General features: G+C 69.6%; 22 protein-coding genes and 1 pseudogene. 9 read left to right on the forward strand and 14 right to left on the reverse strand.

Annotated elements, in window-relative coordinates; translation table 11 throughout:
* The first annotated feature begins 76 nt into the window (after positions 1-76).
* A complete protein-coding gene (locus tag PV419_RS25290) occupies positions 77-1,684 on the forward strand; it encodes an alpha/beta fold hydrolase (RefSeq protein ID WP_319692483.1) in 1,608 nt (535 codons plus the stop codon).
* Between the two features lie 130 nt (positions 1,685-1,814).
* Positions 1,815-3,695, forward strand: a complete 1,881-nt coding sequence (locus tag PV419_RS25295; RefSeq protein WP_319692485.1) for a hypothetical protein — start codon at positions 1,815-1,817, stop codon at positions 3,693-3,695.
* Between the two features lie 21 nt (positions 3,696-3,716).
* Here PV419_RS25295 and PV419_RS25300 read toward each other — a convergent pair whose 3' ends face one another.
* From PV419_RS25300 to PV419_RS25320, 5 genes are all read right to left on the reverse strand, one after another.
* Positions 3,717-4,580 (reverse strand): amino acid ABC transporter permease, encoded by an 864-nt coding sequence (locus PV419_RS25300; protein ID WP_319692487.1) that lies wholly within the window; start codon positions 4,578-4,580, stop codon positions 3,717-3,719.
* The gene (locus PV419_RS25305) at positions 4,577-5,221 is read right to left on the reverse strand and encodes an amino acid ABC transporter permease (RefSeq protein ID WP_319692488.1); all 645 of its coding nucleotides are present in this window, start codon (positions 5,219-5,221) and stop codon (positions 4,577-4,579) included. Before PV419_RS25305 ends, PV419_RS25300 begins: the two co-directional genes overlap by 4 nt.
* A 36-nt stretch (positions 5,222-5,257) precedes the next feature.
* Positions 5,258-6,184 carry a glutamate ABC transporter substrate-binding protein gene (locus tag PV419_RS25310; protein ID WP_319692489.1) on the reverse strand — a complete coding sequence of 309 codons (927 nt, stop codon included), beginning with the start codon at positions 6,182-6,184 and terminating at the stop codon, positions 5,258-5,260.
* A gap of 8 nt (positions 6,185-6,192) precedes the next feature.
* A complete protein-coding gene (locus PV419_RS25315; protein ID WP_319692490.1) occupies positions 6,193-6,939 on the reverse strand; it encodes an amino acid ABC transporter ATP-binding protein in 747 nt (248 codons plus the stop codon).
* A gap of 128 nt (positions 6,940-7,067) precedes the next feature.
* Positions 7,068-7,508, reverse strand: a complete 441-nt coding sequence (locus PV419_RS25320; RefSeq protein WP_319692492.1) for a DUF6278 family protein — start codon at positions 7,506-7,508, stop codon at positions 7,068-7,070.
* Positions 7,509-7,661: 153 nt separating this feature from the next.
* Between PV419_RS25320 and PV419_RS25325 the strand changes: the two genes are divergently transcribed.
* A complete protein-coding gene (locus PV419_RS25325; RefSeq protein ID WP_319692494.1) occupies positions 7,662-9,482 on the forward strand; it encodes an SGNH/GDSL hydrolase family protein in 1,821 nt (606 codons plus the stop codon).
* Positions 9,483-9,494: 12 nt separating this feature from the next.
* On the opposite strand, the gene PV419_RS25330 is transcribed toward PV419_RS25325, so the two are convergent.
* From PV419_RS25330 to pcaC, 3 genes are read right to left on the reverse strand one after another with little or no spacing between them, the layout of a single operon-like run.
* Positions 9,495-10,274 carry an exodeoxyribonuclease III gene (locus tag PV419_RS25330; protein ID WP_319692496.1) on the reverse strand — a complete coding sequence of 260 codons (780 nt, stop codon included), beginning with the start codon at positions 10,272-10,274 and terminating at the stop codon, positions 9,495-9,497.
* A gap of 51 nt (positions 10,275-10,325) precedes the next feature.
* Positions 10,326-10,967, reverse strand: a complete 642-nt coding sequence (locus PV419_RS25335; RefSeq protein ID WP_319692498.1) for an MBL fold metallo-hydrolase — start codon at positions 10,965-10,967, stop codon at positions 10,326-10,328.
* 50 nt (positions 10,968-11,017) lie between these two features.
* Positions 11,018-12,361, reverse strand: a complete 1,344-nt coding sequence (pcaC, locus tag PV419_RS25340) for a 4-carboxymuconolactone decarboxylase (RefSeq protein WP_319692499.1) — start codon at positions 12,359-12,361, stop codon at positions 11,018-11,020.
* Between the two features lie 174 nt (positions 12,362-12,535).
* Between pcaC and PV419_RS25345 the strand changes: the two are divergent.
* Both PV419_RS25345 and PV419_RS25350 read left to right on the forward strand, forming a co-directional pair.
* Positions 12,536-12,700 (forward strand): annotated as a pseudogene (locus PV419_RS25345) (IS3 family transposase); the annotation flags it as partial.
* A 61-nt stretch (positions 12,701-12,761) separates the two neighbouring features.
* Positions 12,762-13,823, forward strand: coding sequence for a DUF6492 family protein (locus tag PV419_RS25350; protein ID WP_319692500.1), 1,062 nt, complete (start codon positions 12,762-12,764; stop codon positions 13,821-13,823).
* 163 nt (positions 13,824-13,986) lie between these two features.
* Here PV419_RS25350 and PV419_RS25355 read toward each other — a convergent pair whose 3' ends face one another.
* On the reverse strand, positions 13,987-14,748 hold the full coding sequence (locus PV419_RS25355; protein WP_319692502.1) for a hypothetical protein: 762 nt from the start codon (positions 14,746-14,748) through the stop codon (positions 13,987-13,989).
* Complete coding sequence (locus PV419_RS25360; RefSeq protein WP_319692503.1) at positions 14,703-15,203, reverse strand: transposase; 501 nt, start codon at positions 15,201-15,203, stop codon at positions 14,703-14,705. The genes PV419_RS25355 and PV419_RS25360 overlap by 46 nt, the downstream gene beginning before the upstream one ends.
* Before the next feature lie 455 nt (positions 15,204-15,658).
* Here PV419_RS25360 and PV419_RS25365 point away from each other — a divergent pair, with 455 nt between their 5' ends.
* Positions 15,659-16,636, forward strand: a complete 978-nt coding sequence (locus PV419_RS25365) for a hypothetical protein (RefSeq protein ID WP_319692504.1) — start codon at positions 15,659-15,661, stop codon at positions 16,634-16,636.
* A 637-nt stretch (positions 16,637-17,273) separates the two neighbouring features.
* Here PV419_RS25365 and PV419_RS25375 read toward each other — a convergent pair.
* A complete protein-coding gene (locus PV419_RS25375; RefSeq protein WP_319692506.1) occupies positions 17,274-17,861 on the reverse strand; it encodes a hypothetical protein in 588 nt (195 codons plus the stop codon).
* A gap of 122 nt (positions 17,862-17,983) precedes the next feature.
* Complete coding sequence (locus tag PV419_RS25380) at positions 17,984-19,015, reverse strand: LacI family DNA-binding transcriptional regulator (protein WP_319692507.1); 1,032 nt, start codon at positions 19,013-19,015, stop codon at positions 17,984-17,986.
* Positions 19,016-19,621: 606 nt separating this feature from the next.
* Here PV419_RS25380 and PV419_RS25385 point away from each other — a divergent pair.
* Both PV419_RS25385 and PV419_RS25390 read left to right on the forward strand, forming a co-directional pair.
* On the forward strand, positions 19,622-19,858 hold the full coding sequence (locus tag PV419_RS25385) for a hypothetical protein (RefSeq protein ID WP_319692509.1): 237 nt from the start codon (positions 19,622-19,624) through the stop codon (positions 19,856-19,858).
* Between the two features lie 329 nt (positions 19,859-20,187).
* Entirely contained in the window at positions 20,188-22,977 is a 2,790-nt protein-coding gene (locus PV419_RS25390) for a GH32 C-terminal domain-containing protein (RefSeq protein ID WP_319692511.1), read from the forward strand.
* Positions 22,978-23,168: 191 nt separating this feature from the next.
* Here PV419_RS25390 and PV419_RS25395 read toward each other — a convergent pair whose 3' ends face one another.
* Both PV419_RS25395 and PV419_RS25400 read right to left on the reverse strand, forming a co-directional pair.
* Positions 23,169-23,552, reverse strand: a complete 384-nt coding sequence (locus PV419_RS25395) for an IS110 family transposase (protein ID WP_319692513.1) — start codon at positions 23,550-23,552, stop codon at positions 23,169-23,171.
* 327 nt (positions 23,553-23,879) lie between these two features.
* Entirely contained in the window at positions 23,880-24,089 is a 210-nt protein-coding gene (locus PV419_RS25400) for a DUF6243 family protein (RefSeq protein WP_319692514.1), read from the reverse strand.
* A gap of 543 nt (positions 24,090-24,632) precedes the next feature.
* On the opposite strand from PV419_RS25400, the gene PV419_RS25405 reads away from it, so the two are divergent.
* On the forward strand, positions 24,633-25,805 hold the full coding sequence (locus tag PV419_RS25405; RefSeq protein WP_319692516.1) for a hypothetical protein: 1,173 nt from the start codon (positions 24,633-24,635) through the stop codon (positions 25,803-25,805).
* Positions 25,806-26,174 lie beyond the last annotated feature (369 nt).

Genomic DNA, 26,174 nt, shown 5'->3' on the forward strand with positions numbered 1-26,174 from the left:
TCGGGTCACTTAGCAGGACCTGTCAGGCGCCGGACAGGTCCCCCCTGCCGGTGCACTCCCCCCTCGAGGAGCGACAGTGACCCACGCCCCCAAAGCCCTGCGCACCACGGCGGCAGGCACCGTCTCGGCGACCGTACTGGCCACCGCCGTCCTCGCCCTCGCCCCCGCCGCGCAGGCGGCGCCCCTGGCCCCGCCGCCGACCGCCGCCCAGTCGGCGGACTCGTCCGTACGCTTCGTCGACATCCCCGGTGACGGCGGCATCACCCTGGCCGCCAACGTCGTCACCCCCAGGGGCGCCGACGGCTCGCAGCGCCTTCCGCTCGTCGTCCTGCCCACCAGCTGGGCCCTGCCCCAGGTCGAATATCTCGCCCAGGCCCAGAAGCTGGCCGACTCCGGCTATGTCGTGGTCAGCTACAACTCCCGCGGCTTCTGGCAGTCCGGCGGGGAGATCGAGACCGCCGGCCCGCCCGACGTCGCCGACGCCTCCAAGGTCATCGACTGGGCCCTCGCCAACACCCGCGCCGACCCCGACCGGATCGGCATGGCAGGGGTGTCGTACGGCGCCGGGATCAGCCTGCTCGCCTCCGGCTTCGACAAGCGGATCAAGGCCGTGGCCGCGATGAGCGGCTGGGTGGATCTGGTCGGCTCCATCTATAGCGGCCGCACCCAGCACGTCCAGGCCGCCGCCCTGCTCAGCGGGTCCGGTGAGCTGCTCGGCCGCCCCAGCGCCGAACTCCGGCAGATCTTCCAGGACTTCATGGGCTCGAACCTCGCCAAGGAGCAGGAGATCGCCGAGTGGGGCAAGAAGCGCTCCGCCGCCACCTACCTCGACCGGATCAACGCCAACGGCGCGGCGATCATGCTGGCCAACGCCTGGGGCGACTCCATCTTCCCGCCCAACACCTACGCCGACTTCTACGAGAAGCTGACCGGCCCCAAGCGCCTGGAGTTCCGGCCGGGTGACCACTCGACCGGCGAGCTCACCGGGCTGCTCGGCCTGCCCAACGACACCTGGAACGACGCCAGGCGCTGGCTCGACCGCTACGTCAAGGGCGACCGCAACGGCATCGACCAGGAGCGGCCGGTCCAGCTCAAGTCCCGCACCGCCGACGGCTACGAGTCCTATCCGAGCTGGTCGGCCGTGCCCTCGGGCAAGCGCCGGATCGACCTCGGCGAGACCCGGGAGATCGCCGCGAACGCCGACTCCGGCGCCAGCGCGGGCACCGTGCTGCTGACCGGCGCGCTGGACCAGTTCCTGAAGATCCCACCGCTGGTCTCGGTCCCGCTGCTGTCGCGCGACCGCGCCGCCGTCTGGCAGACCGGCCGCTACGACGCGGCCCAGCGCATCCGCGGCACGGTGACCCTGCACACCACCGTCACCAGCGACAAGTCCAGCGGAACCGCCGTGGCCTACCTCTACGACGTGGACGCGCTCGGCGTCGGGAAGCTCGTCACCAACGCCCCCGTCACCTTCCACGACCGCACCCCCGGCACGCCCTTCGCCGTCGACCTGGACCTGTTCTCCACGGCGTACGACGTCCCGGCCGGACACCGCCTCGCGCTGGTCGTCGACACCGTCGACCCGCTGTACATCGAGCACAACCCCGACGGCGCGCACCTGACCTTCTCCTCGCCCAAGGACGACCCGTCGTACCTGTCGGTCCCGGTCCGGGACCAGCCGTGAGCCGACCCCCCGAACCGTCGCCGTGCCGCCTGCTCCGGCACCGAGCTGTGACAGTCCAGATCTTGAACCGTCACCCGGGCGTCGCCCAGGCTGGGTAAGCGGTGCGAAAGGCGAGAACCGGGGGGGCTCCGTGGGGGCGGGCATTGGATTCGCGGCGGCCTCCGTCGCCGCGTTCATGGTGGTCACATGCGTCGTGGTCGCCTGGACCGACTGGGGGCCCGCCAAGCCCGCGGGCGCGGTCCGGCAGGACGAGGGGTGGAGCCCGACACGCGTCGTCTTCACCTGTTCGGGGCTGCTCGCCTTCCTGCTGCTCCTCGTCGGCGTGATGGTCGCGGTCTTCGACCCCGGATGGCGCGACGAAGCGATCTGGGTCCAGGCCGCGGCGGCGGCCTTGGCTGTGGCCCTGTGTCCTGTGTCGCGGTTCACGAAGAAACACGCGCGCGGTCTGCCGCTGGCCGCGGACATCGTGGCGGCCGCGGCGTTGGTGGCCGGTTGCGGTGCGGCGGCTGCGCTGCTCACCACGCCGTCCGCCCACGTACTGGGACGGAGCCTGCTGGCCGCCACCGTGGCCGGGCTTTTCGTCGCCGCCGCGCTCGCCGTGCTGCGGGCCCCCGTGGGCGAGCGGGCGTGGCGGGCCCGGCCGGTGGCCGGACGGCCCTCCGTCAAGCGGATGCTGTGGGCCGCGGTGTGCACGGCGACAGCCTGCGCGGCGGCCGGGCTGCTCGCCCCCGGTGTGCCCTCCGGGGCAGCGCTGTTCGCGGGCGAAGTGCTGCTCGCGGCCGTCCTGCTCCCCGTGGCGGTCGCGGCCATGGTGGCCACGCGCACCGCCCGGCGGAGCGGCGAGCCCGTTCTCGGCCACGTCGCCTGGTGCTCGGCGGTACTACTGCTGCTCATCGGGCTGGGCGGGGTGCTCGGGCCGGACGTCCTGGTCCTGCCGGGGACCGTGGCGATGCTCGCCGCGGCGGGGCCGCTGATGCTGCTGCTGTGCCTGTGGCTGCTCAGCCGCGGGCCCCTGCTCCCGCTGAGGTCGATCAAGCCGCACCGGCGCGCGGGCGTGCTGGTGGCGGCGGTGGCCGCGCCCGTGGCACTGCTCGGCCTCCTCGCGTGGGACGTGCACGGGTCCGGCGCATACGCGATGAGATACGGTCAGCCCAGGACGCTGGGTCTACCCGGGAAATGCTCGGTCCGCGATGGCAACGACGGCGCCGCCTGCAGCTCGTCATGGCCCAAGGACGGCGACAGCGGCCAGGCGGTGTACGGCGACTGGGTCAGCGGCAGCGTGTACTTCTCGGAGCCTGCCTGGCAGCGTTACGCGAAGTTCTACGGCATGGCCGGTGGCTTCTACGAGCCGGGCAGCGCGGACGATCCCTCAGGGATCGAACTGGACACCCGTGTGGTGGGGACGAACGCGTACGTCGTCCTCGGGTACGGCACCAACAACATCGCGCCACTGGGCCTCCAGCCCATCCCCTGGCTGGCCGCCGCGACGCCCTTGGCGGTGCTGATCCCGCTCTGGATGGGCTGGAACGCCGCGATGCGGAGGAAGGCCCACCGCTCGGGGGCCTTCTCGCGTCCCGCGCCGCGGCCAAGGGCCGCCACGACGTCCCGTACGGCGACGTCCCGTACGGCGACCGCACCTCGCCCGGCGAAGCCGCACGGAAAGCCGAAGCCGGTGACCGTCGCCTCCGGCCGTGCCCGGGTGACCGCCGACCACGACGGATTCACCGTAGAGCAGCCGCGCGGGCCGTCGCGGGCGCCGCAGTGGCAGACTCATCTACGCCTGGACTGGTCGGAGGTGCGGCGGATCGAGTTCTCGAACGACACCCGCGACCCCGTCGTCGCCCTGTTCGTCCACCCCACCGACGGACTCCGCCGCTATGCCCTGGACGCGTCGCACCTGACGGCGGCCCAGTGGTCCGAACTCGCCACGGGCGTCGCCGCCCTGACCGACGGCCGCATCACACTCGACCTGGCCGGCCGGGACGGCCGCTGGGTGAATCCGGACTCCTGAAGCAGACCATGGGTGCGGCGGTCACGTCCTCGTGTCGCCGGGGAGCATCGTGGCCGGCTCGGCCGGGGCCACCTCCACCGCCTTGGTCTTCAGGCTGCGCCGCTCCCGCTTGGCGACCCAGTTGGCGAACCACGACAGCAGCATGCACATCCCGATGTAGACCGGGGAGATGATCATGACGACCGGGATGAAGGGGAGGCCGTAGTCGAGGTTGCCCGCGATGAGCTTGCCGGCGTGCAGAAACTCCTCGTAGGTGATGAGAAAGCCGAGCGAGGTGTCCTTCAGGGCCACCACCAGCTGGCTGATGATGGCCGGGAGCATCGCGCGCACCCCCTGCGGGACCAGCACATGCGCCATGACCTGGGTCTTGCGCAGGCCGAGGGAGTACGCCGCCTCGCGCTGCCCGCGCTCGACGGAGTTGACGCCCGTACGGAACACCTCGGCGAGCACCGAGCCGTTGTAGAGGGTCAGTCCGATGACGAGCGCGGGCAGTGGCTGCACCTTCAGCGCCACGAACACGAAGAAGATCATCACCAGCACGGGCATCGCGCGGAAGAACTCCACGACGAGTGTGGCCACCCAGCGCACCGAGCGGTGGTCGGACAGCCGCCCGGCCGCGAGGACCCCGCCGAGGGCGAGGGAGAAGACCGCGGCGAGGGCGAAGGCCTTGAGGGTGTTGCCGAGGCCGCGCAGCAGCAGGCGCTGGATGCCCTCGTACTCGAAGGGCCGCCACTTCTCGGCCGCGAACTGGCCGGTGTCGATGAGCAGATAGACGATCCAGCCGAGCAGGAGCAGCAGGAAGGCCGTGGCCAGCAGACCGTAGGTGCGGTGGCGGGCCCGGGCATGGGGGCCGGGGATGTCGTAGAGGGCGCTGCCGGTGGTCATCGGGGCACCCCCCAGCGGCGCTCCAGCACATGGAAGAGCCCGCTGATGGCGAGCGTGATGATCAGATAGCCGACGGCGATCCAGACGAAGGTCCAGATGATGCTGTAGCCGAGCTCGTTGAGCGGTTTGTAGGTGCCGAGCAGCTCGGTCACGCTGAACGAGCCGGCGATGGCGGAGTTCTTGGCGAGCGCGATCAGGGTCGAGCCGATCGGCGGGATGACCGTGCGGAACGCCTGCGGCAGCACCACCGTGCCGAGCGTCTGCGGGAAGTTCATGCCCAGGCTGCGGGCCGCCTCGCCCTGTCCGACCGGCACGGTGTTGATGCCGGAGCGCACCGCCTCGCAGATGAACGCCGAGGTGTAGCAGCCGAGCGCGAGCACCGCGAAGGTGAAGAACGGCAGGACGAGCCCGAAGCGGGGCAGGCCGAGCATCACCGCGAAGAAGAGCAGGGTCAGCGGGGTGTTGCGGAGCACCGTCACCCACCCGGTGCCGAAGGCCCGCAGCGGGGCGACGGGCGCCACGCGGAAGCCGGCCATCAGGACGCCGAGCCCGAGCGCGAGCAGCGAGGCGTAGACGGTCAGCTGGACGGTGCCGAGGAAGCCCTCGCCGTAGAGGGAGAAGTTGTGCGTGAGAACGTCCATGGGGGGTGGTCCTGAGCTCGATCGGAGACGGGTTTCTCAGCGCGGCGGGTAGCGGTCGACGTGGGGTGGCTTCGGGGCGGGCACGCCTGACAGGCCGAGGGTCGCGTTGTACGCCTTCCGCCAGTCGCCGTTGCGCTCATGGGCCTCGATGGCGCTGTCGAGGGCGAGGCGCAGCGCGGTGTCCTTCTTCGGCACGCCGATGCCGTACGGCTCCCTGGAGAACGGCTTGCCGACGACCTTCAGCTCCTTCGGGGCCTTGGCCGCGTAGCCCAGCAGGATGGTGTTGTCGGTGGTGACGGCGTCCACCTGGAGGCTGATGAGGTTGTCGACGCAGACCGAGTAGGTGTCGTACGCGACGGCGCGGGCCTGGGGGTAGTCGGTCTCAAGGCGCATCAGCGGGGTGGAGCCGGCCACCGAGCACACGGTCTTGCCGGCCAGGTCCCGCGGGCCGTGGATGTCGTTCTCGTCCGTGCGGACCAGCAGCGACTGGCCGGCCATGAAGTAGGGGCCGGCGAAGCCGACCAGGCGTTTGCGGAGGGGGTTGATGGTGTACGTGCCGACGTAGTAGTCGATCTGACCGTTCTGGAGGGCGGTCTCGCGGTTCGCGGAGGCGATGGTCCTGAACCTGATCGTCTTCGGGTCGAAGCCGAGGGAGGCCGCCATCATCTTGGCGATCTCGATGTCGAAGCCGGAGTAGCGGCCGGTGGCCGGGTCCTTCTCGCCCAGATACGGCTGGTCCTCCTTGACGCCGGCCACGAGATATCCGCGGCGCTTGGCCTTCCGCCAGGTGGGAGAGGCCGGCAGCCGGAAGCCGGTGGCCACCTTGTACGCGGGCAGCGCCCCGGGCTTGGGCCCCTTGGCCGGCGGGCTCCCCTCCTTGCCGCAGCCGCCCACGGCGGCAAGCAGCGCCAGTGCGAGGGCCAGGGCCGCGAGCGCGCGGCGGATGCGCGTCATGTGGTTCATCCTCGGGCTCAGTGCTTGAGGATCTTGGAGAGGAAGTCCTTGGCGCGCTCGGTGCGTGGCGCGGCGAAGAACTCGTCCGGCGGGCGGTCCTCGACGATCTTGCCGCCGTCCATGAACACCACGCGGTTGGCGGCATAGCGCGCGAACCCCATCTCATGGGTGACCACGACCATCGTCATGCCGTCGCGGGCCAGCTGGCGCATGACCTCCAGCACCTCATTGATCATCTCCGGGTCGAGCGCGGAGGTCGGCTCGTCGAAGAGCATCACCTTCGGGTCCATGGCCAGCGCGCGGGCGATGGCCACCCGCTGCTGCTGGCCGCCCGACAGCTGGGCGGGGTACTTGTCCGCCTGGTCGGCGAGCCCGACCCGGTCCAGCAGCTCGCGGGCGCGCCGCTCGGCTTCCTCCTTGGTCCGGCCGCGCACCTTGAGCTGGGCGAGCATCACATTGGCCAGCACGGACTTGTGCGCGAAGAGGTTGAAGGACTGGAAGACCATCCCCACGTCGGCGCGCAGCCGGGCCAGCTCCTTGCCCTCCTCGGGCAGGGGGACGCCGTCGACGGTGATGGCGCCGGAGTCGATCGCCTCGAGGCGGTTGATCGTCCGGCACAGGGTCGACTTGCCGGAACCGGAGGGGCCGATGACGACCAGCACCTCGCCGCGGCCGACGGCGAGGTCGATGTCCCGCAGGACGTGCAGCGCGCCGAAGTACTTGTTGACCTCGCGCAGCTCGATCAACGATTCGCCGACGGCCATACCGGGCCACACCCACTTTCAGCTGTGTCGGGCTCAGCGCAAACTATCCGCACATAAGGGGCACCTTGCCGACGACACGCATCAATGGGTGTTCAACCCCCCTAAGGGGCCGAGCGGGGGAACGCGGCTCAGACCTCGGCGACCTCCGCGTACACATGCGAGAGCTCGGGCGCGCCGTCGGCCGCCCACTCATGGCCCGCCTCCACGACGTCGATCTCCCGCCCGGAGACGAGCCGGACGACGGGCCGCCCGTTGGGCCACACCTGCCACAGGGCGCCGGGCACGGTACGGATGATCACCGTGCCCAGGTACAGTCCGGCGTCGTTGCCGAGCCACGGCAACTCGTCGGGATCGTCGCGCCAGCGCGGCAGCAGCTGGTCCAGCGCCTCCAAGGAGGCCGCCGAGTCGTCGAGCCCGACCCCCGCGGACGCCGCCCGGGCGCGCAGCAGCTCACACTCCGACAACAGCTGGGCCACGCCCTGCGGATCCACCTCCCGGGCGGTCATGACAGCCGTGCCGCGCGCCTGGTCGTGTCGCTTGCGCCAGTTGCCCAAGAACGGGATGTTCATACCACTCAGCGTGGCACCCCCGCGCCCACCGCACCACAGGGCGCGCGGGACTCCTGTGATCTGATCATTGTCTTGACGACACCCATCCGTCTCCCTACGTTCGTCCCGCACGTGTCGGATCGCCGGTTGGGTTGGTTGCGAGAGGGGACACGCATGCTCGTCGGGAGACGGTGGACAGCGACCGCGTTCGTCACGGGAGGTGTCGCCCTCTCCTTCGCCTGGACGGCGGCCCCCGCGGGCGCCGCCACGCCGGGGTCGCCCGGCGAAGTACACCGAAAGCCGCTCCCCTTGGAGCGGCTTTTCGACAACAGGGCGGTCAGCGACGACGCCAGTCCCGGCGGCGCGGACTTCGACGGGGCGGGCAACTCGCTGTCCGCGCAGGATCTGCGGGCCGCCGGTTGGGCCCCCGGCCGCACCCTCACCATCGACTCGGCCCGGCTCACCTGGCCCCGAACAGCCGACAACCCGCGCGCCGACAACGTACGGGCCGACGGGCAGGCGGTACGGCTGAGCGGGCGCGGCGACGCGCTGTCCTTCCTGGTCGCGGGCACCGGCGGCGAGGCGAGCGGCACCGGCGTCGTCCGCTACCGCGACGGGTCGAGCAGTACGTACACGCTCACCGCCCCGGACTGGCGCTCGGGCCCGACGGCCACCCGGGCCGTCGCCCTCCCCCACGTCAACAGCGGCGCCGGGCAGCGGGTGGAGACCGCGCGGCTGTACGCGGTGACGGTGCCGGTGGAGCGCGGCCGGGACATCTCCTCGGTGGTGCTGCCGCGCGACCCGGGCGCGGCCGATCTGCATGTGTTCGCCGCCTCGGTGCGCCGGGCCGCCGAAGGCTGGACGGGCAGCTGGTCGGCGAGCACCAGCGGCTATACGGCGGTCGGCCCCTGGACCGACCAGACGCTGCGGCTCGTGGTGCACACCAGCGCGGGCGGCCCCCGGGCCCGGATCCGGCTGGCCAACACCTTCGCGGAGGCCCCGGTGCGGATCGGCCGCGCCAGCATCTCCCTGCAGGCCAAGGGCGCGGCGGCGGAGGGCGGCCCCGTCCCGCTCACCTTCGGCGGCCGGGAGGGGATCGAGATCGCGGCGGGGGCACAGGAGTTCAGCGACCCGGTGGGCTTCGACGTCCCGGCGGACGCCAATCTGCTGGTGAGCATCCATCTGCCGGACACGGTCCAGGCGGTGCCGGTGCACAGCCAGGCCACCCAGCGCTCGTATCTGAGCCCGCCGGGCAGCGGCGACCACACGGCCGACGCGGGCGGCGAGGCGTACACCGGCACCCTGACCACCTGGCCGTTTCTGACCGGTGTGGACGTCGGGGGCGGGCCGGGGTCGGTGGTGACCCTCGGCGACTCGATCACCGACGGCACCAAGTCGACCACCGACGCCAACCGGCGCTGGCCGGACGTCCTGGCCCGGCGGCTGCTGGGCCAGTCCGAGGTCCCCGCGTACGGGGTGCTCAACCAGGGCATCTCCGCCAACCGCGTGGTGACCGACCGCTACCCGGGCGAGGGGGTGAGCACGGACACCGGCGGGGTGAGCGCCCTGCACCGGCTGGAGCGCGATGTGTTCGCCCAGACGGACGTCCGCACGGTCGTGGTCTTCCAGGGCATCAACGACCTGCGCTGGGGCGCCTCGGCCGAGCAGCTGACCGCCGGGCTGCGCGCCATCGCCCAGCGCGCGCACGAGCGCGGGCTGCGGGTGGTGGTGGCGACGATCGCGCCCTGCGAGGGCGAGTCCCTGTGCACCGCGGACGTGGACGTGCGGCGCACCGCCGTCAACGCCTTCATCCGTGGACACGGTGGGGACGGCGCGGATTTCGACGCGGTGCTGGACTTCGACGCGGTGGTGCGGGATCCGCTGCGGCCGCAGCGGATCCTGCCCGCGTACGACAGCGGCGACCATCTGCACCCCGGCGACGCGGGGCTGGCGGCGATGGCCGACTCGATCGACCTGCGGCGGCTGACCGGCTGACGGCGAGGAGCGTCAGACGTCGAGGTCGACGACGACCGGCGCGTGGTCCGAGGCGCCCTTGCCCTTGCGCTCCTCGCGGTCCACATACGCGTCGCTCACGGCCTTGGCGAAGACCTCGTTGCCGTACACCAGGTCGATCCGCATGCCCTTGTTCTTCGGGAAGCACAGCTCCCGGTAGTCCCAGTACGTGAAGGGGTGGTCGTACTTCAGCGGGCGCGGCATCACGTCGGACAGGCCCACCTCGCGCAGGGCGGCCAGCGCCTCGCGCTCCTTGGTGGTGACATGCGTCGAGCCCTCGAAGACGGCGCGGTCCCACACGTCCTCGTCGGCCGGCGCCACATTGAAGTCGCCGAGGACGGCGAAGGGGCGGCCGGCCGCCGCGTCGCGCGCGGCGGAGGTCCGCAGCGCCTCCAGCCAGCGCAGCTTGTAGTCGTAGTGCGGATGGCCGATCTCCCGGCCGTTGGGCACATACACCGACTGGACGCGGACGCCGCCGCAGGTCGCGGCGATGGCCCGGGGCTCCTGCTCGCCTTCGTAGTCCGGGCCGCCGGGCAGGCCCACGGTCACCTCCGCCAGGCCGGCCCGGGAGATCACCCCCACCCCGTTCCACCGGCCGGTGGCGTTGACCGCGGCCTCATAGCCGAGCTCGCGCAGCGGCTCGTACGGGAAGGCGCTCTCGGCGCACTTGATCTCCTGTATGCACAGCACGTCCGTGCCGCTGCTCTCCAGCCAGGCGAGCAGGCGGGGCAGCCGCGCGGTGATCGAATTGACGTTCCAGGTCGCGATGCGCATAGGGGACAACCTATCGCGCGGGTCCGACAACGCTCACCGCACGGGAGTCCCTCAGACCGTCACGCTCTCCCCCGGCACCAGGCGCACGTGCTCGGCGCCGATCCCGGGGCCCTCGGGCCCGAGCATGCGGTTGTAGACCAGCGGCGCGACGTCTGACAGCAGGGCGTCGTGGATGTCGAGCGCGCGGCTCGGCGCGACCTCGCGGACGTAGTCGACGATCTCGGCGAGCTTGTTCCACGGCGCGTGGACCGGCAGCAGCAGGGTCTCCACCGGCCGCCCGGGCACGGTGAGCGCGTCGCCGGGGTGGAAGACGGAGCCGTCCACCACATATCCCACATTGGTGATCCGCGGGATGTCCGGGTGGATGACGGCGTGCAGCTGCCCGTGGACCTCGATGTCGAATCCCGCGACGGTGAAGGTGTCGCCCTCTCCGACGGTGTGCACCCGTCCCGGGAAGGCGTCCGCGAGCTGCTCGGCGACGGCGGCGAGCGTCCAGATCCGCGCGGCGGGGTTGGCGTCGAGCGCGGCGCGCAGCCGCCGCTCGTCGAAGTGGTCCAGGTGCTCGTGGGTGACCAGGATCGCGTCCGCGCCGACCGCGGCGTCCTCCTCGCTGAACGCGCCGGGGTCGATGACGAGCGACTGGCCGTCCTTCTCCAGCCGGACGCAGGCGTGGCCCTTCTTGGTGAGCTTCATGGGGATCATTGTGCTCCCGGCGGCCGGGCCGGGCGCTCCCGGGGGAAACGTCACGCCTCGGGCGTGGTCTCCTCACGGATGACGCGCTGGGCCACGGAGAAGGCCGAGTTCGCGGTGGGCACCCCGCAGTAGACGGCGGTGTGCAGCAGCACCTCCTTGATCTCGGCGGGGGTCAGCCCGTTGCGCAGTGCGGCGCGGGTGTGGAAGGCGAGCTCGTCCAGGTGGCCGCGGGCGGCGAGCGCGGTGAGGGTGATCACGCTGCGGGTGCGCCGGTCCAGGCCGGGCCGGGTCCACACCTCGCCCCAGGCGTAGCGGGTGATGAAGTCCTGGAAGTCGCCGGTGAACTCGTCGGCGTTGGACTGGGCGCGGTCCACATGGGCGTCGCCGAGCACTTCCCGGCGCACCTTGATCCCCTTGTCGTACGCGTCCTTGCGGGTGTCGACGAGGGCGGAGCCGGGCTCGACGGCGTAGCCGATCTCTGCGACCGGTACGCCGCCCGCGACTCCGTTGACGGGGGCTCCGTTGACGGGGACGCCGGTGGGCGGCGCGGTGGCGAGCACCGCTCGGGCCGCGGGGGCGGGGATCGCGGTCATGCCGGTGGGCTGGTCGGCGGACTGCCAGGAGGTGGAGAAGTGGCGCACCAGAAGGTCGGTGACGGCGTTGGGCTGTTCGACGGGCGCCATGTGGGAGGCCCCGGGGACCAGCGCGAGCCGGGCGTCGGGGACCCCGGCGACGAGCACCCGGGCGTCGGCCGGCGGGGTCACCCCGTCGTCGGCGCCCACCACGACCAGGGTCGGCGCGCCGATGCGGCCGAGCTCGGCGCGGATGTCGAAGGCGGCCAGGGCCTCGCAGGCGGCGATGTAGCAGCCGGGGTCGGTGGTGCGGACCATCTGGACGGACCAGTCGACGATGGCGGGCTGGCCGGCGGCGAACGCGGGGGTGAACCAGCGCTCGGGGGTGGCGCGGGCGATCGGGTCGAGGCCGTTGGTGCGGACCACCACGCCGCGCTGGCGGAAGGAGTCGGCGGTGCCGAAGCGCGGTGAGGCGGAGACGAGTGCGAGGGAGCCCACTCTGAGCGGATGTCGTAGCGCGAGCTCCGCGCCGATGGCCCCGCCGATCGAGCAACCCGCGTAGCCGAAGCGGTCGACGCCCAGCCCGTCGAGCGTGGCCAGGAGACGCTCGGCGAGGTCGGAGACCGAGACGGCGGGGTGGGCGGGGGCGCCGCCGTGGCCAGGCAGGTCGAACCGCAGCACGCGCCAGTGGCGGGACAGCTCGGGTATCTGGCGGTCCCACATGTGCCATGTGGTACCCAGTGAGGGACCCAAGATCAGGACGGGAGCCTCTTCTGGCCCGTCAAAGCGGTATTGCAGGGTGTTCGACGGTGTCTCACTCACGCCCCAGACCCTCTCACGTCTCACAAAATCTCACACAGCCGGGGGAAGCCGACGGCTCGATGCATCCCTGGCTCGACTCGTCGGGCACTGCCGACGTCCTCGTCGATCGAACGCGCTGGAATCCGCCGTCGCCCGCCGCGGCCAGGTGGCCGGGTGCATTGTGCATTCGGATTCGTCCTCGACCGCCAAGTCTGGGCCACCCGGCAGGACTTGCGGATCGCGATCGTGACCTGGATCGAGCGCACCTACCACCGGCGCCGACGCCAGAGACGGCTGGCCCGTTTGACCCCCGTCGAGTACGAGACCATCATGACCCCACCCGCAGCTCTGGCTGCATAAACCCCGATGTCACCCGATCCTGCAGCAGTCCCGCTCAGCTGTACTGGCTATGCTCTGTCAAGTGCAGCAACCATTAGCCACCCTCCTCGCCTACCCGGCGTCCGAGGCTGCCGACGAACGGCTCATGGGCCACCGAGGCGGCGAACTGCCGCCGATCAGCGTAATCATCCTGGCTGCGGAGAAGGACATGGCCGGGCTGGACGTCTGTATACGGGGTGTACTCGCTCGCTCCCTGAACCCCGTGGAGCTGGTGCAGGTTGTCGCTCAGCGCCTACCGGCGCGGTCCTTCGACGATCTAGATTCGCGCGTCGTCTGGTTCGACGAACGAAGCTGCGCACCCAGCAGCCGGGATGTGCGTGAGTACCTGCGAGGCTTGGGCAGAGATCCGTCCACTGCCTCGTGGTACTTCCAGCAACTGGCGAAGCTGCAGTGTTTCGATGTCCTTCCCGCAGGCACGCCGGAACATGTCCTGGTGGTAGATGCGGACTTCGTGTTCCTGCGAGACATGGCATTCGTCGACGGCCAGGGGTCCTCCGTGTTGCCGTACGGCTATCCCCTCTCCTGGCGCCTGAACACCCGGGTGCACCGGCTGCCGGACCACCACACTGCGCTGGAGGCGGCTGGGCGGCTGATCCCGGGCTGGCTGCCTGTGGACGCCTACAGCGGCATGCAGCACCACATGGTTTTCGATCGCACCATTCTGGGCGAAATTATCCAGCGGGCCCAGAAAGCACACGGCATACCCTTCTGGCAAGCGTTCCTGCGCACCGCCGACCCCTGTAAGTGGACGGGCGCCTCTGAGTACGTCCTCTACCGGCACTTCGCCGCGCGTTTCTTCCCCGAACGCGTGCGCCATCGGCACGTCGACGCCGTCGACGTGATCCAGGCAGAGGGACACGGCGGCTTCGTCCTCCCTGAGGTGGCCGCTGCCGCCGAGGGCTCGTCGCTGCACGCTGTCGGCTGCCACCGTTTCCTCCATTACGCCGAGCGGCTCGCGACCATGGATTACATTCCCGCCGGCCTGCGCCGTACCGTGTGCGCCGAGCCGACACCTCTCCAACTGCGTCTGGACGGAGGACTGTTGGCCATTGGGAACGCGGTCCCGCCACTCACGCTCGCTTGAGGCCGCCTGGGTGCGTGGCCACTCGACTTTCGACGTTCTGACAGGTTTGGGGGCTCACACGGCGGCGTTGGTACTGGCGGCGGCCCATGCCTGCTGGACGGTGCGGATTTTTCTTGCTCGGTGGGCTGACCTGGGCGGGTGGGCATACATCGGGCGGCGATGATCACCCGGCGGAGCTTGGCGACCATGTCGGACAGCGAGGGGTCGGTCTTGGTGGTGTACCAGGGTGCGCGCTGGCAGTGCTCGGCCACGTCGCCGGGCTGGTGGCCGTGCAGCGCGTACCAGGCCACGGTGATCGTGTAGCAGTACAGCCCGGAGGGCACGGTGCGCTCGACGGCGGCGCGGGTGCGGTTGTGGGCCTGGCCGGTGCCGAGCAGGTGGCGGGCCTCGGCGAAGGTGACCTCGATGGACCAGCGCATCGCGTATCGGTGATCAGCTCGGCCGGGCTGCTGGTCAGGTCGGTGGTGACCAGGGCGAGGTCGTAGCCGGTGTCGGTGGTGTCATCCCGGAGCAGGATCACGCGCACAGTGCGGGTATGGAAGGAGTCGTACCACAGACAGGTGACCTCGGCCAAGTGCACGGTGTCGGTGCGTTGGTAGCGCGTGACCCGCACCGGAGTGAAGTCGGCGGCGGCCGCGAGCTGGGCGGGCGTGCCCAACCGCGTGCCCTTGAGCGCGGGACGCCCGCGTTTGCCGGTCGGGGGCGGGGCCAGGGCGAACAGCACCGAAGACGCGGGCAGCCGGGTGGTGAAGGTGCAGGTCGCGGGCAGATCGCGCAATGCTTTGCCGTGGTAGGCGGCGTCCGCGACGACGTGGATTCGTCGTCGGTGGTGGCAGGCGGCCAGCAACCGGATCATGGACGTGGTGATGTCGACCTTGCTCAGCTCCTGCTCCGGGCGCCACAGCGGGCCATCACCGGCAGGCACACCGGCCGGGCCAGGAAGGGCAGGCCAACGACCAGGCCGAGCACCACGAAGCAGGTCCCGCGCCCAACACCTCTGGGGCCGGTGGCCGCGCCATCGTGCTGGCAGGCCGCACCGAAGACCTTCTTCCCGCGCCGCTTGAACAACGTGTCGTCCACCGACACCATCAACACCGCATCTGTGGGGATGAGTTGGCGCCCGACCAGATGGGACACGGAGATGCCCAGCAGGTCGGGGTTCCGGCTCGCGCGCGAGAAGAACGCGTGGGCGCGGTCGTGGGACCAGGCGCGCGGCAACCCCGCGCCGGTGAGCATGCCCGTCACCGTGCCCCGGCCGGTCTGCGCGATCAGGCCCGTGACCAGCGCCGCGAAGGTAGTGAAGGCCGGCGTGGTGAAACAGCCCCGCAGGAACGCCAGCACCGCCAACAGCGAAGCGGGTACGGTCGAGTCCGGAAGCATCGGCGGGTCCCCTCACAACAGGTGACGTAAGCACCGCCGATGCTTCTCTGCTGCCCGGCTCCGCGCTGCCAGATCAGGCCCCCATCACTCATACGGGCGCCCCCACGACGAACACACGGTCTGCAATACGAGGCCGAACGGCCGGAGCAGCGCTGGAACCAGGACATCAGGTAGGCGGGGGCAGGAGTTGAGGGACCGGGCAACGCCCGCCCCGACTCAGGATTTCGCGAACTCACTGGCATCCCCGGCACCTTCTGTGGCAGGCTTCCGCGTGCCAGCAACGGGATCTCGCTCGTAGCCAGATCACCAGCTGCGCTTTAGCCAAGGAGTCTGCGGACGCACCCGGGCCACCGGCTTGTCTCTCACCTCATCTTTCACATAGCAGGCACGAGTCTGCGGCCGTGTTCCCTACCGTGCCCGCACTCGTTGCCCGCGCACCACACGGAGGCTCAGCCATGCCGGCACATTCCGCACCGTCGCATCTCTTCTTCCTGACCCAGCCCAAGGGCATCGGTGCCATCCTCTTCAGCATGCAGGGGACGCCCCGCGGACCGGAACTCTCGAAGATCGGGACGTTCGAGGATCGCGACGAATCCCAGCTGCTCGCCGCCACGCTCAACGCGGCTCTCCAGGGAGGCGGCCTCGCGAAGGTTCACCGGTGCTTGGCTTCCCTGCCTGGCCCCCTCCGGAAGGCGATCACTGACATCGCGGAGGAGATCGAGGACACACATCGTGACGCTCCACGAGCCCGGGCTGCGCGCAGGGCCGCGCGGGCCGTCACCGAGAACCTGGGACAGCTCAACGCGGCCGTGTTCTCGCTGTTCAGCGCATCCGACTGCGGGAGCTGCCTAAGCTGCGGCTGCACTGTGGCCGAGGACTGTGCGAAGTGCGCCGTCTGCGGCTCGTCCCCCCGGGGCCGCGGCTGTGGGGACTGCGGCGGCGTTGGGGTAACGCCCAGGACTGCATTCGTTCTCCATCGGCAGCTGAGGGACCTTGCGGACAAGACGTACCGCGCCGCTTATGACCCCGATTTTTGGGAACACAGCGTTCCGGTCAGCGCGGGGACTCAGTCGGACTGGTTCCTTCTTCACTGCGCTCGCGCGTACGACGACCTCGCGGCCGATCTGCTTGCCGGCGGTATCCCGGAGCCGCGCTGTCTGGCCGAGAGCGTGCTATTCGGCTACGCCGTGGATGGCATCGGCGGGTTCAGTATCGAGTCCGTCCACGCGGACGAGGTCTACCAGACCCTTCCGGCCTCTCGGTTCGACTATGACTGGGAGTTCCTCGCTAATGAGAGCGGGCTGCTCGACGTCAGCGACAGGGCGCACGACTTCCTGGAAGCAGACGTGGCCGAAGAAGACCTGTGGGACGGGTGGTTCAAGCCTTACACGGACGTCGAGCCCCGGGACACGACCCGCGGGTTCTGCTGCTGACGTTCGCCCGAACCCAAGCCATTGCCGGAACGAGCGTCCAGTCTGCTCGACTGGGCGCCCTCCCACGAGGTCCGGCTCGACATCAAGTCCCAAGCCGCATACGCGGACATATTCGCCACGACCGCACCCCCGCCCCCGGCCCCTCAACCGTGCTCACCTCCGACCCGGAGGGCCTCACCACCTTCTGCGGGACACGGGTCACCGTCATCAAGACCTGGCGGGAATCGCCCCAGCGTTCCGTCAGGGACAGAAGTCCGGCCGCAACCAAACCGCTCAGGCAGACGACGACTACCCGCAAGGCGGGAGGTCGCTTGATCTTGGGTCTTCCAAGATTTCGTAGGTGTTGGTCGAAACGGTCCGGGCTTCAGCCGAGCAGAATGCGCCGGTGGAGTAGTGCGTGGTCGGGAAGCGCCCGCGAACACCCCGGTTGCCGCCCGGCGTGAAGTGCAACTGCCGCGGTGACCGCATCCTCACATGGCCAGCCTTCTCCATACCGAGCGGGCCACCGAAGAGCGCTGACCGAGCCGGCGGCGCGACGGTACCCCGCCGCTCTCCCCGGGGCCGGCGGCTCAAGTCCGCTTCTTGCCGTGGTGAGGGCGGATCCACCGGTTCACGGTCGACCCCACCCCTCACACTCTCAGCCCGTTAGACCGCCCCTGCGTTCCCGCGTACGTTCGGCCTGGGTCGTGTCGTCGCCGATGAGCCCGGCGAAGACCAGTGCGCGCGAGCCGTCGAGACTGGCCTTGATCTGGGCCTGGATGATGTCACTGGCCTTGCCGCGGGTTCCGATCCAGCCGTCCTGCACGAGTTGGGTGAAGGTCGTGTTGTCGAGATACCGGGGCACCGTGTGGTAGCCGAACAGCTCACCCCCTTTCGGGCCGGTGGCCAGTCCGGGCCGCCCTCGCAGCCACTCGACGTGTTCGCGCGTGAGGTACATGCCGCCGATCAGCGCATCTCCCTTCGGCGCCACTTGTTCGGACGTGCAGAACTTGATCCAGCATGGCTGGTGAACGAAGCGGTAATCGGCCGGCGGATCCTGTTCCAGCCGCATACACGCCTCTTCTACCTGCCTCATGCGCTTGAGCTGGTCGTCAAGATCACCGTCCGGCACGTCGGTGATCTTCTTGACGACGTCCAGCTCGGCCGAGTTGCCGGCGTTGTGCGTCCACAGGGTGAGCGTGTGCCGCTGGCTCCTGACGAGCTGCCGCCGCTGCCGGTCGCACATCCGGCGACCAGAGCGGGCGCCGCCGCGACGGCTACGCGACGGTCGCTGTTCTTGGTGGTCGTCCCGCCGCCCGGGAGTTCTCCGCTCCGGGCGGCGGGACAACCGTCTATGGGCGCCGCACATCAGCCCTCAGCGGGCGCGCCGATGGAGGCACGCTCCTGAAGCGGCATGGGCACACGGTGTACGGCGGCTTCGAGCGGCCCCTCGCCGAGGATCAGCTCCACGGCGAGACGGCCGAGTTGGTAGTGCGGCAGTTTCAGCGTGGTGAGCGCCGGGCGCAGGACGGACGCGATGTCCTGGTCGTCGAAGGAGACCACCGACACGTCGCCGGGCACGGAAAGACCCGCCTCGCCGAGCGCCTGGTAGGCGCCGAAGGAGACCCGGTCGGTCAGGCACACCAGCGCCCGGGGCCGGTGGCCCGCCGTGAGGAGGGCGGTGACCTCCCGGTGGCCGTCGCGCGTGTCCCAGTCGCATTCGATGACACCGTCCAGGCGGGCACCGCCCGCCCGCAGGACCTCCTCCAGCCCGCGCATGCGCTCGTTGCCGGCGATGATCCCCTCGGGAGTGGCCGGAACGGCCTGGTGGCCGCCGATCGCCCAGATGCCCTCGGTATGGCCGGCGGCGAGCAGGGCACGGGCCGCGTCCCGGCCTGCCTCCAGCTCGTCCGGGACGACGGACGGCGCATCGAAGTCGGCCAGGCAGTTCAGCAGGACCACCCGGCGCCCGAACAGCTCCTTGGGCGGAGTCACATACCGGGTGAACATGGACGCGTAGATCACTGCGTCGACCTGGCGGTCCAGCAGCGCGTGCACCAGTGAGGACTCCGCGGCGCGGTCACCGCCCGCTTCCGTGATGAACAGCAGGTTGTCCCGCTGGCGGGCGGCTTCCATCGCGCCGCGGATCACATCTCCCGCGAACGGTGTCGTGGTGATCCGGTCCGACACGAACCCGATGGTCTGGGTCGACTTCGTCCGCAGACTGCGTGCGGTGACGTTGGGGCGGTACCCCAGCTCCCGGGCGGCCTCCAGCACGCGTTCACGGGAAGCGGCGGAAATGCGCATGTCAGTGCGGCCGGACAAGGCGAACGACGCGGTCGTCGGCGAGACACCCGCCCTGCGGGCAACGTCGGCCATCGTCACGCGGCGTTCAGGCATCAGCGGCTCAGCTCCGTTGTTAAATCGGATTAGCAAGGTTGCGACGAGAGTGGTGCGCTCCGCGTGCGACGTCAACACCCTGGACATCCCAAACCCGCAACAGCGTACTTTTGTGCCGCTATGTCCGATGTTCGGATAGCGCCACGGTAAATCGCTTCGTGTTAGCCCTTGCTTTAGCCGAGACGGCGCGCGAACGATGCCGAGTCACGTGGTTAAACCGATTTGGTACGGCGAGAACCCCGCCGTACCGTCCCAGGAGTCAGCCATGAAGAGAAGAACGGCCAAGAACGGCCCTCAGTGTCGTGTCGGCCGCCGTGGGCGGCGCGATCGTCCCGTTCTCAATCGCTGCCGCTCCCGCCGCCGCGCGGAGCCGGTCACCGCCCCAAAGCCCCACCGCCCGCTGGGACTTGGACCAGCGTGCCGGTACGGCTACCCGCGAGGCGGTGTCCGGCACCGCCGATCCTGTCGGCCACGTCTTCGACAACGCCCGCTACAAGCCCGACAGCGATCTTCTACGCAGCCGTGGGGTGCGCGGCCGGGCACTGCACTTCGACGGCCGCTCGACCATCATCACCGCACAGGGCCCGGCGGCCTCACCCTCGAGGTGTGGATCGCCCCGTACCCGTGCGCCGTCCTCACCCCGCCTGTGACGTCGTCGGCACAGCCGGCTGCTTCACCGCCGGCCTGCTCTGCCGATTCGCCACCCTCGACCACCTCGGCGGCCGACTCGACGGACTGAGCCTCGAAAACCTCACCGCCGCCTGCGCTTTCGCCGCCCACGTCGCCGCCCTGACCTGCTCTGTCCCCGCCGCGAACCCGCCCAGCGCGGCGAGGCAGCGCTGAAAGCCGACGTCGAACGGCTGCCGTCCCACATCTGAACACGGTCGCGTCAGTGCGTGCTTTGTCCGCCGCCACGCCGAGACAGAGTTATCCCGTCCGCCGGTTCTTACCCCCGGCGGTGAGGCTTTCGACTGCTTCTCGCGGGGCGGGCGCTGCCGCGGGGCGCCCGACGGCCTCGGCCGCAGCGCCCGACATGCCTGCTCCCCCATCACCCACAACCGGAGGTACGCATGCGCACACGCTCGCCAGCGAGGGGCGCAAAAAGGCCCTCGCTCAACGTTCTGCGACTGCTGCTCGCGCTCACGATATGTCTCGGACTGACGTCACCCCTGATGACGGCACCCGCCGACGCAAGCGAGAGCACCCTGTCCAATCCGGACTTCGAGACCGGCGACTTGAGCGGCTGGACCACCACGGGAACAGCGTTCAACGGAGCGGTCACCGACAAGCCGGGCTGGGGATGGGGCTGCTGCTTCAACCAGCAGGGCATCCACCACTTATGGGGCTTCGCCGCCGGCGGCGACGCACCCACCGGGACCGTCACATCCGAGCCGTTCACCCTGACCGGCACCGGAATGGTCAGCGCGCTCGTGTCCGGCGGCCGCAACGACAACGAACTGTACGTCGCCCTCACCACACTCGACGGAACCGTGCTCCACAAAGCCACCGGAACCGACGACGAGGCGTACCGCAGGGTTACCTGGGACGCACGTGAACACCTGGGCCAGCAACTGCGTATCACCGCGGTCGACCGCGCCACCGGCGGCTGGGGCCACATCAACCTCGACGACGTCAGAGTCGGGATCGACAAGGCGCCGGATCCCTCCGAAAGGGGACTCGCCGCCTACTGGGACTTCGCCGACGGCCAGGGCACCACGACCAAGGAAAGGATCAGCCAGGCCGCCGACCCCATCAGCTACGTCTTCAACGACGCGCAGTACAAGCCGGACAGCGATCCGCTCTGGCGCCCGAAGCACGAGGAGGACGGCGTACTCTCCGGCGCCCTCCTGTTCGACGGCTATTCCACCTGGGTCACGCGCGCCGCAGCGCAGACGCAGCTGCCCACGGACGGCATGACCGTCGAGGCGTGGGTCGCGCCGCGCGCGTTCGAGTGGGGTGACGAGGGCAAGCCGTCCGCCGTCGTCAACCAGCAGGACAAGGGGGCGAAGCGAGGCTTCTCCCTCGGTGTCGGCCGGCACGGAACGTGGCAGTTCGGTGTCGGAACCGGCGACGCGTGGTACGAGACGACGGTCCCGAAGTCGGCGGCCCTGGCCGCGGGCAAGTGGGCGCATCTCTCGGCGGTCTTCGCGCCGGGCGAGGGAGCGATCAGGCTTTTCCTCAACGGCGAGCAGGTGGCCGAGACCGCCATCCCCACAACCGCGCGGCTGGCCAAGGCCGATGTCCCGCTGATCATCGGCCGGCACAACCAGCCCGCCATCATCAACGGCACATTCGCCGTGAACATGTTCAACGGACTGATCGACGAGGTGAAGATCCACACCAGCGCACTCACCCCGGCATCGGTGACAGCCGGCCATCAGAAAGATGTGCAGTCCTTCGCCGGTGGCGTCACTCCCAAGGCCCGGATGGACATGGACCGTTCGCGCTACGACGGTGACCGGTACCGTCCTGGCTACCACTTCACCGCCCCGAACCACTGGATGAACGAGCCCCACGCCCCCATCCAGGTCAAGGGCAAGTACCACCTCTTCTACCAGCACAACTCCCACGGTCCCTACTGGCACAACATCAGCTGGGGACACGCGGTGAGCGAGGACCTGGTGCACTGGCGCGACCTGCCCGTGGCGCTCGCGCCCACCGACGGCAGCGTGGCACCCGACGGGGTCTGGTCCGGCGATGCCACCCTCGACGAGAACGGCGTGCCCGTCCTGCTGTTCACGGCCGGCAACGACTCCCAGCGCCCCAACCAGGCGACCGGTCTCGCACGCCCCGTCGACCCCGGCGATCCCGACCTGGTCGAGTGGAAGATGCACCCCACCCTCGTCACCAGCCAGACCGCCGACCTCGATGTCGGCGCCGGACGAAAGGTCCGCTTCGGTGACTTCCGCGACCCGTTCGTCTGGAAGGAGGGCGACACCTGGTTCCAGCTGATGGGCTCCGGCGTCCAGACCAGCGAGGGCAGGGACGTCGGAGGCACAGCGCTCCTCTACACCTCCAAGAACCTCACCGACTGGACGTACTCCGGACCGCTGATGGTCGGTGACGTGGCGGCCCACCCCAAGACCGGCCAGGTCTGGGAGCTGCCCACCTTCCTGCCGATCGGAAAGGACGCTCAGGGCCGCGAGCGCCGGGCCCTGCTCGTCAACCCAGCCTTCCCCGCCGGCCCCGGCGAGTACAGCAGCAAGTACGTCTACTACTGGGTCGGTACCTGGGACGCCCAGGCCCGCCGCTGGACACCCGACACCACAGAACCGAGGCTGATGGACTACGGCGACCACTTCACCGGCCCCAGCGGAACCGTGGACGACAAGGGGCGCTCGCTGGTCTTCAGCATCGCGCAGGACCGGCGGACCGAGCGCGCCCACTACGACGCGGGATGGGCGCACAACGCCGGCCTCCCCATCGAACTGGCCATGCTGCCCGACGGCGACCTCGGCTTCAGCCCCGTCGAGGAGATCTCACGCCTCCACGTCGGCGAACCCCTCGTGGACATCAGTGCCCCGACATCCCTCACCGACGCGAACGCGCGCCTGACGACCATCAAGGGGGACATGCTCCACATCAAACTGACACTCGAGCGCGGCAGCGCCGACACCTTCGGTCTCGACGTGCTGCGCAGCCCGGGGGATGAAGAACGAACACGCCTGTTCTACGACGCGCCCGCCGGACAACTGGGAGTGGACCGAACGAGGTCCGGGAACAACTCCAGCGCCGAGCCGAACCTCGGTATACAGAAGGGGCCGCTGACACTCTCGAACGGCACTCTGGCACTGGACGTGTTCGTCGACCGCTCGGTGATCGAGACATACGCGAACTCGCACAAGTCGATCACCACCCGCGCCTACCCATTCCGGCAGGACTCCCTCGGCCTGCGACTCTTCGGTGACGGCAGCGTCGTCAAGTCCATGACCGTCTGGAAGATGGGCAGCATGACCGACTGACTTTCGGCGCACATCGGGGTACACGCCGGACGCTGAACGCTGTCGTGACCCGCCGTACGCAGAAGCCCCGACCGGGATTCCGGCGGGGCTTCTGTGTGTCACTGACGCCCCTATAACGGGGGTCGGTCGTCACCGTCCTGACCAGGTTGAAGACCTCGCGGGCGGCATATCGCTCGAGGCATCGGATGATCTCACGCCGGGCCTTTCCATCCTGGGTGCGGCGTTCGTAGCACCTGGGTACGCGGGTCGTGGCGCAGCCGGGTGAACACGATGCGCTGCAAAGAGGCATTCGCCTGCCGGTCGCCACCATGGTCGAGCCGCCGCGCGCTCCGACCGCCCGAGGAGTACTCGATGGGGCTGACTCCGCACAGCGCGGCGAAAGACGCCTCGGTGCTCAGCCGCTCGGGATTGTCGCCCACGGTGATCAGGAGCGTGCCAGCGGAGTCCGGGCCGATGCCAACCGGCGCGAGCAGCTGCGGAGCATGGCGTTCAACGAGCCCGGTCAGGCGCTGATTCAGCTCATCGACCTGCCCGGTGAGCTGCTCGATGCGCTGAGCCAGCATGCTCAGGGTCATCTGACCGCGGAATCCTTGGCGAGTTTGAACATCCGCGCACTCTGCACAGGAATCATATCGATGCGGGGACATACGCCTTCAGGATGCTGGAGGAAGCTGAGGAGGATGCGCAAAGGGGGAATTCCTCCGCAATGCCGCCCGGGGAATCCATCAGATCTGGATGAGCAACCATCTGGGCGTGAGGCTGCCCCGGGTGGTCGGCTGAGATGCGGGGGCTCGGCCGAGAGCTGAGCGGGACCGGCCGCGCCCGGTACGGCAGCAGGGCCCGGACCGCGCGTCGCGGTCCGGGCCCTGCCCCGTGCGGTGCCGCCCTGCGGCGGCGGTGCGTCAGCTCTGTGCGGTGTCGTCGCCCGTCTGCCCGGCGCCCTCGGCTGCGTCTGCCTTCTCGCGCATCTTGCGCACCAGCTCCGCCTTCTGGTCGGCGGCACGCTGGCGGTCGAGGTTGCGGTGCGGACCGTTGTTCTGCCGTTCCGCGCGGGACAGCTTCTTGCGCTGGCCGCCGCCCATGCCCACGGGGTTGTTGATGTTCTTGCTCACGGGTTCTCCCGGAATGAGGTGAAGTGGTCTACGGCTTCATCGGTGGGGGACGGGCGCGGCGACGTCGAAGGACATCAGCAGGGGCCCATCACGCTCTCACTCGTAAATCGGCGTCTGGAAGAACATGACCAAGACGTTACCCGGTTCCGTCTGCCCCGCACACCAAGTTTTTCGCCGTCCTGGCGTCGGCCGGGCCCTCGGCGATCACGGAGCCCCGTCAGATGGAGGCGAGCCAGCCGGGGTTCTGCAGCGCCATTCCTGTCACGCCCCTATCACGAACCCCACGGACACCCTCACGTCACAGGGCTCTGACCTGGACCTACGTGCTCGCCATGGACCACCTGGACGCCCAGAGACGGTTTCTACGACATGAGCTGGAGTGGGACCACCTGGCCCCTGGAAGCGGCCAGCTCCGAGTGCCGTTGAACCGACCCTGGCACTGCCGGACAACCCTCTCCGACGATCTAAAGATCAACCACTTCATCGAACGCTTTCATGAGCCTTCTGTGCCAGGTCGGGGCACGTACCAGAAGGAGCATGATATTGATCGAGGAGCAAGTCGCCGCCGCCGGGCAGCAGCTGACGGGAGAATCACTGCGTGCCGTACGGCTACGCGTCAAGGAAATGCCGAGCTGGAGGTCGCTCGTTCCGAACGGCACGGACACCCAACTGCTCCTGGAATCGATCCTGTTGCAGCACATCGGCAACCCGCAGCGCTCCAGCCGCTTCCCACTCGGGATCGCCGAAGTCGTTCCCACATCGAGCCGCCTGGACATCCGTTTCGAGCACTCCGACTTGGTGCGCCCCGCCCTTGAGATGCTCCCCTACCGTGAACGGGGCCAGCGGACGGTTCACGGCACTCCCGGGCTGTGGGCGGGTACGGTCGGCAGCAGCATCGAGATCGCGTTCGCACCCCACCCTGCCGCAGGCGTCATCGCTCTCACCACACTGGACCGGTCCGACCATGTCGAAGGACTCCTCTCCACGTACGAAGCTTCCCTTTATGCGCAGCGGCGTGTACCCCTGTGGACCGCTGCCCCCGGCGCGCTTCCGCCCGAGAAGCACCGCACTGGGGGTCGGCGCCGCAAGCCCCAGCCCCGGACGATCATCGACGACCACAGCCCAGCGGTCGCGCTGCCCAGCGCGGTGCTACGCAGGATCCGGCTATGGGACCGGCTGTCCGGCCACGCCGGTCTGAAGGTGTCGGCCACATCCGCGGACGATGGCCTGGACTGGCACATCGTGCGCGAGGTCCACCAGGGCGTCTCCCTCCATGACGACCGGCTCGCCGCGATTCTCAGCGACCCCGTGGCCGGGCCAGGTCTGGTCACCGATGGGGAAGGCCACCACTGTGATGGCGACCGCTGTGTCATGGAGTTCACCGCGCCGGCCGACCGCACGAGCGGCTGGCGCGGCCTCCTGCGGGTGGAAACCGTTGCAGCGAGCACCCCGGTACCGCCAGTGCCGCAGCGGCCACGCCATTTCACCGCACTCGACGAGACCGCCTTCCCCAGCCACGGCGGCCTTCCTCACACCTCACCCGCCGAGCGCCACTGTTCTCAACACACCCGGGGCACCGACGGCAACAAGCCGACGGAGGGCCGCTCCACCCAGCTGCTTGCTCCTCGACTCAGCAGAAGCCAGTGGGAACTGACGGGAATGGCCATGAAAATCGGTGCGGCGTGGGCCTTGGACGCTGCACGGTCCTCGTCGTGACCCACTCCTTCGACGCCGACCGTGAGGTGCGCCGCCTGTACGAGCATGACGTGTTCGGATGGTCCATCCCGGACCGCCCGACCTTTGTTCCGTCCCTGCCCTGGCGCAGGGGCAGGCTGGTTCCCGGCGGCGGTGCGCTCTTCACCCACACGGTGTGCGGTTCCCGTGCGGACGTGGGCGCCCTGCTCCAGCAGGCACGCGCGCATTTCGACTGGACCATCTTTGTGGACTGCAACGACAACCTCGGTATGGGCCCCTACATCGAACGATCAGTGGACAGCCACTTCATCGTGGTCGATTCCTCCGGATACCCCGAGAGCTTCGTGACCGCGCAGGCACGCAACGGCGTCGCCGAGCACCACGAAGTGG

This window comes from Streptomyces sp. ME19-01-6, from assembly GCF_033793745.1.
Taxonomy (GTDB): Bacteria; Actinomycetota; Actinomycetes; order Streptomycetales; family Streptomycetaceae; genus Streptomyces.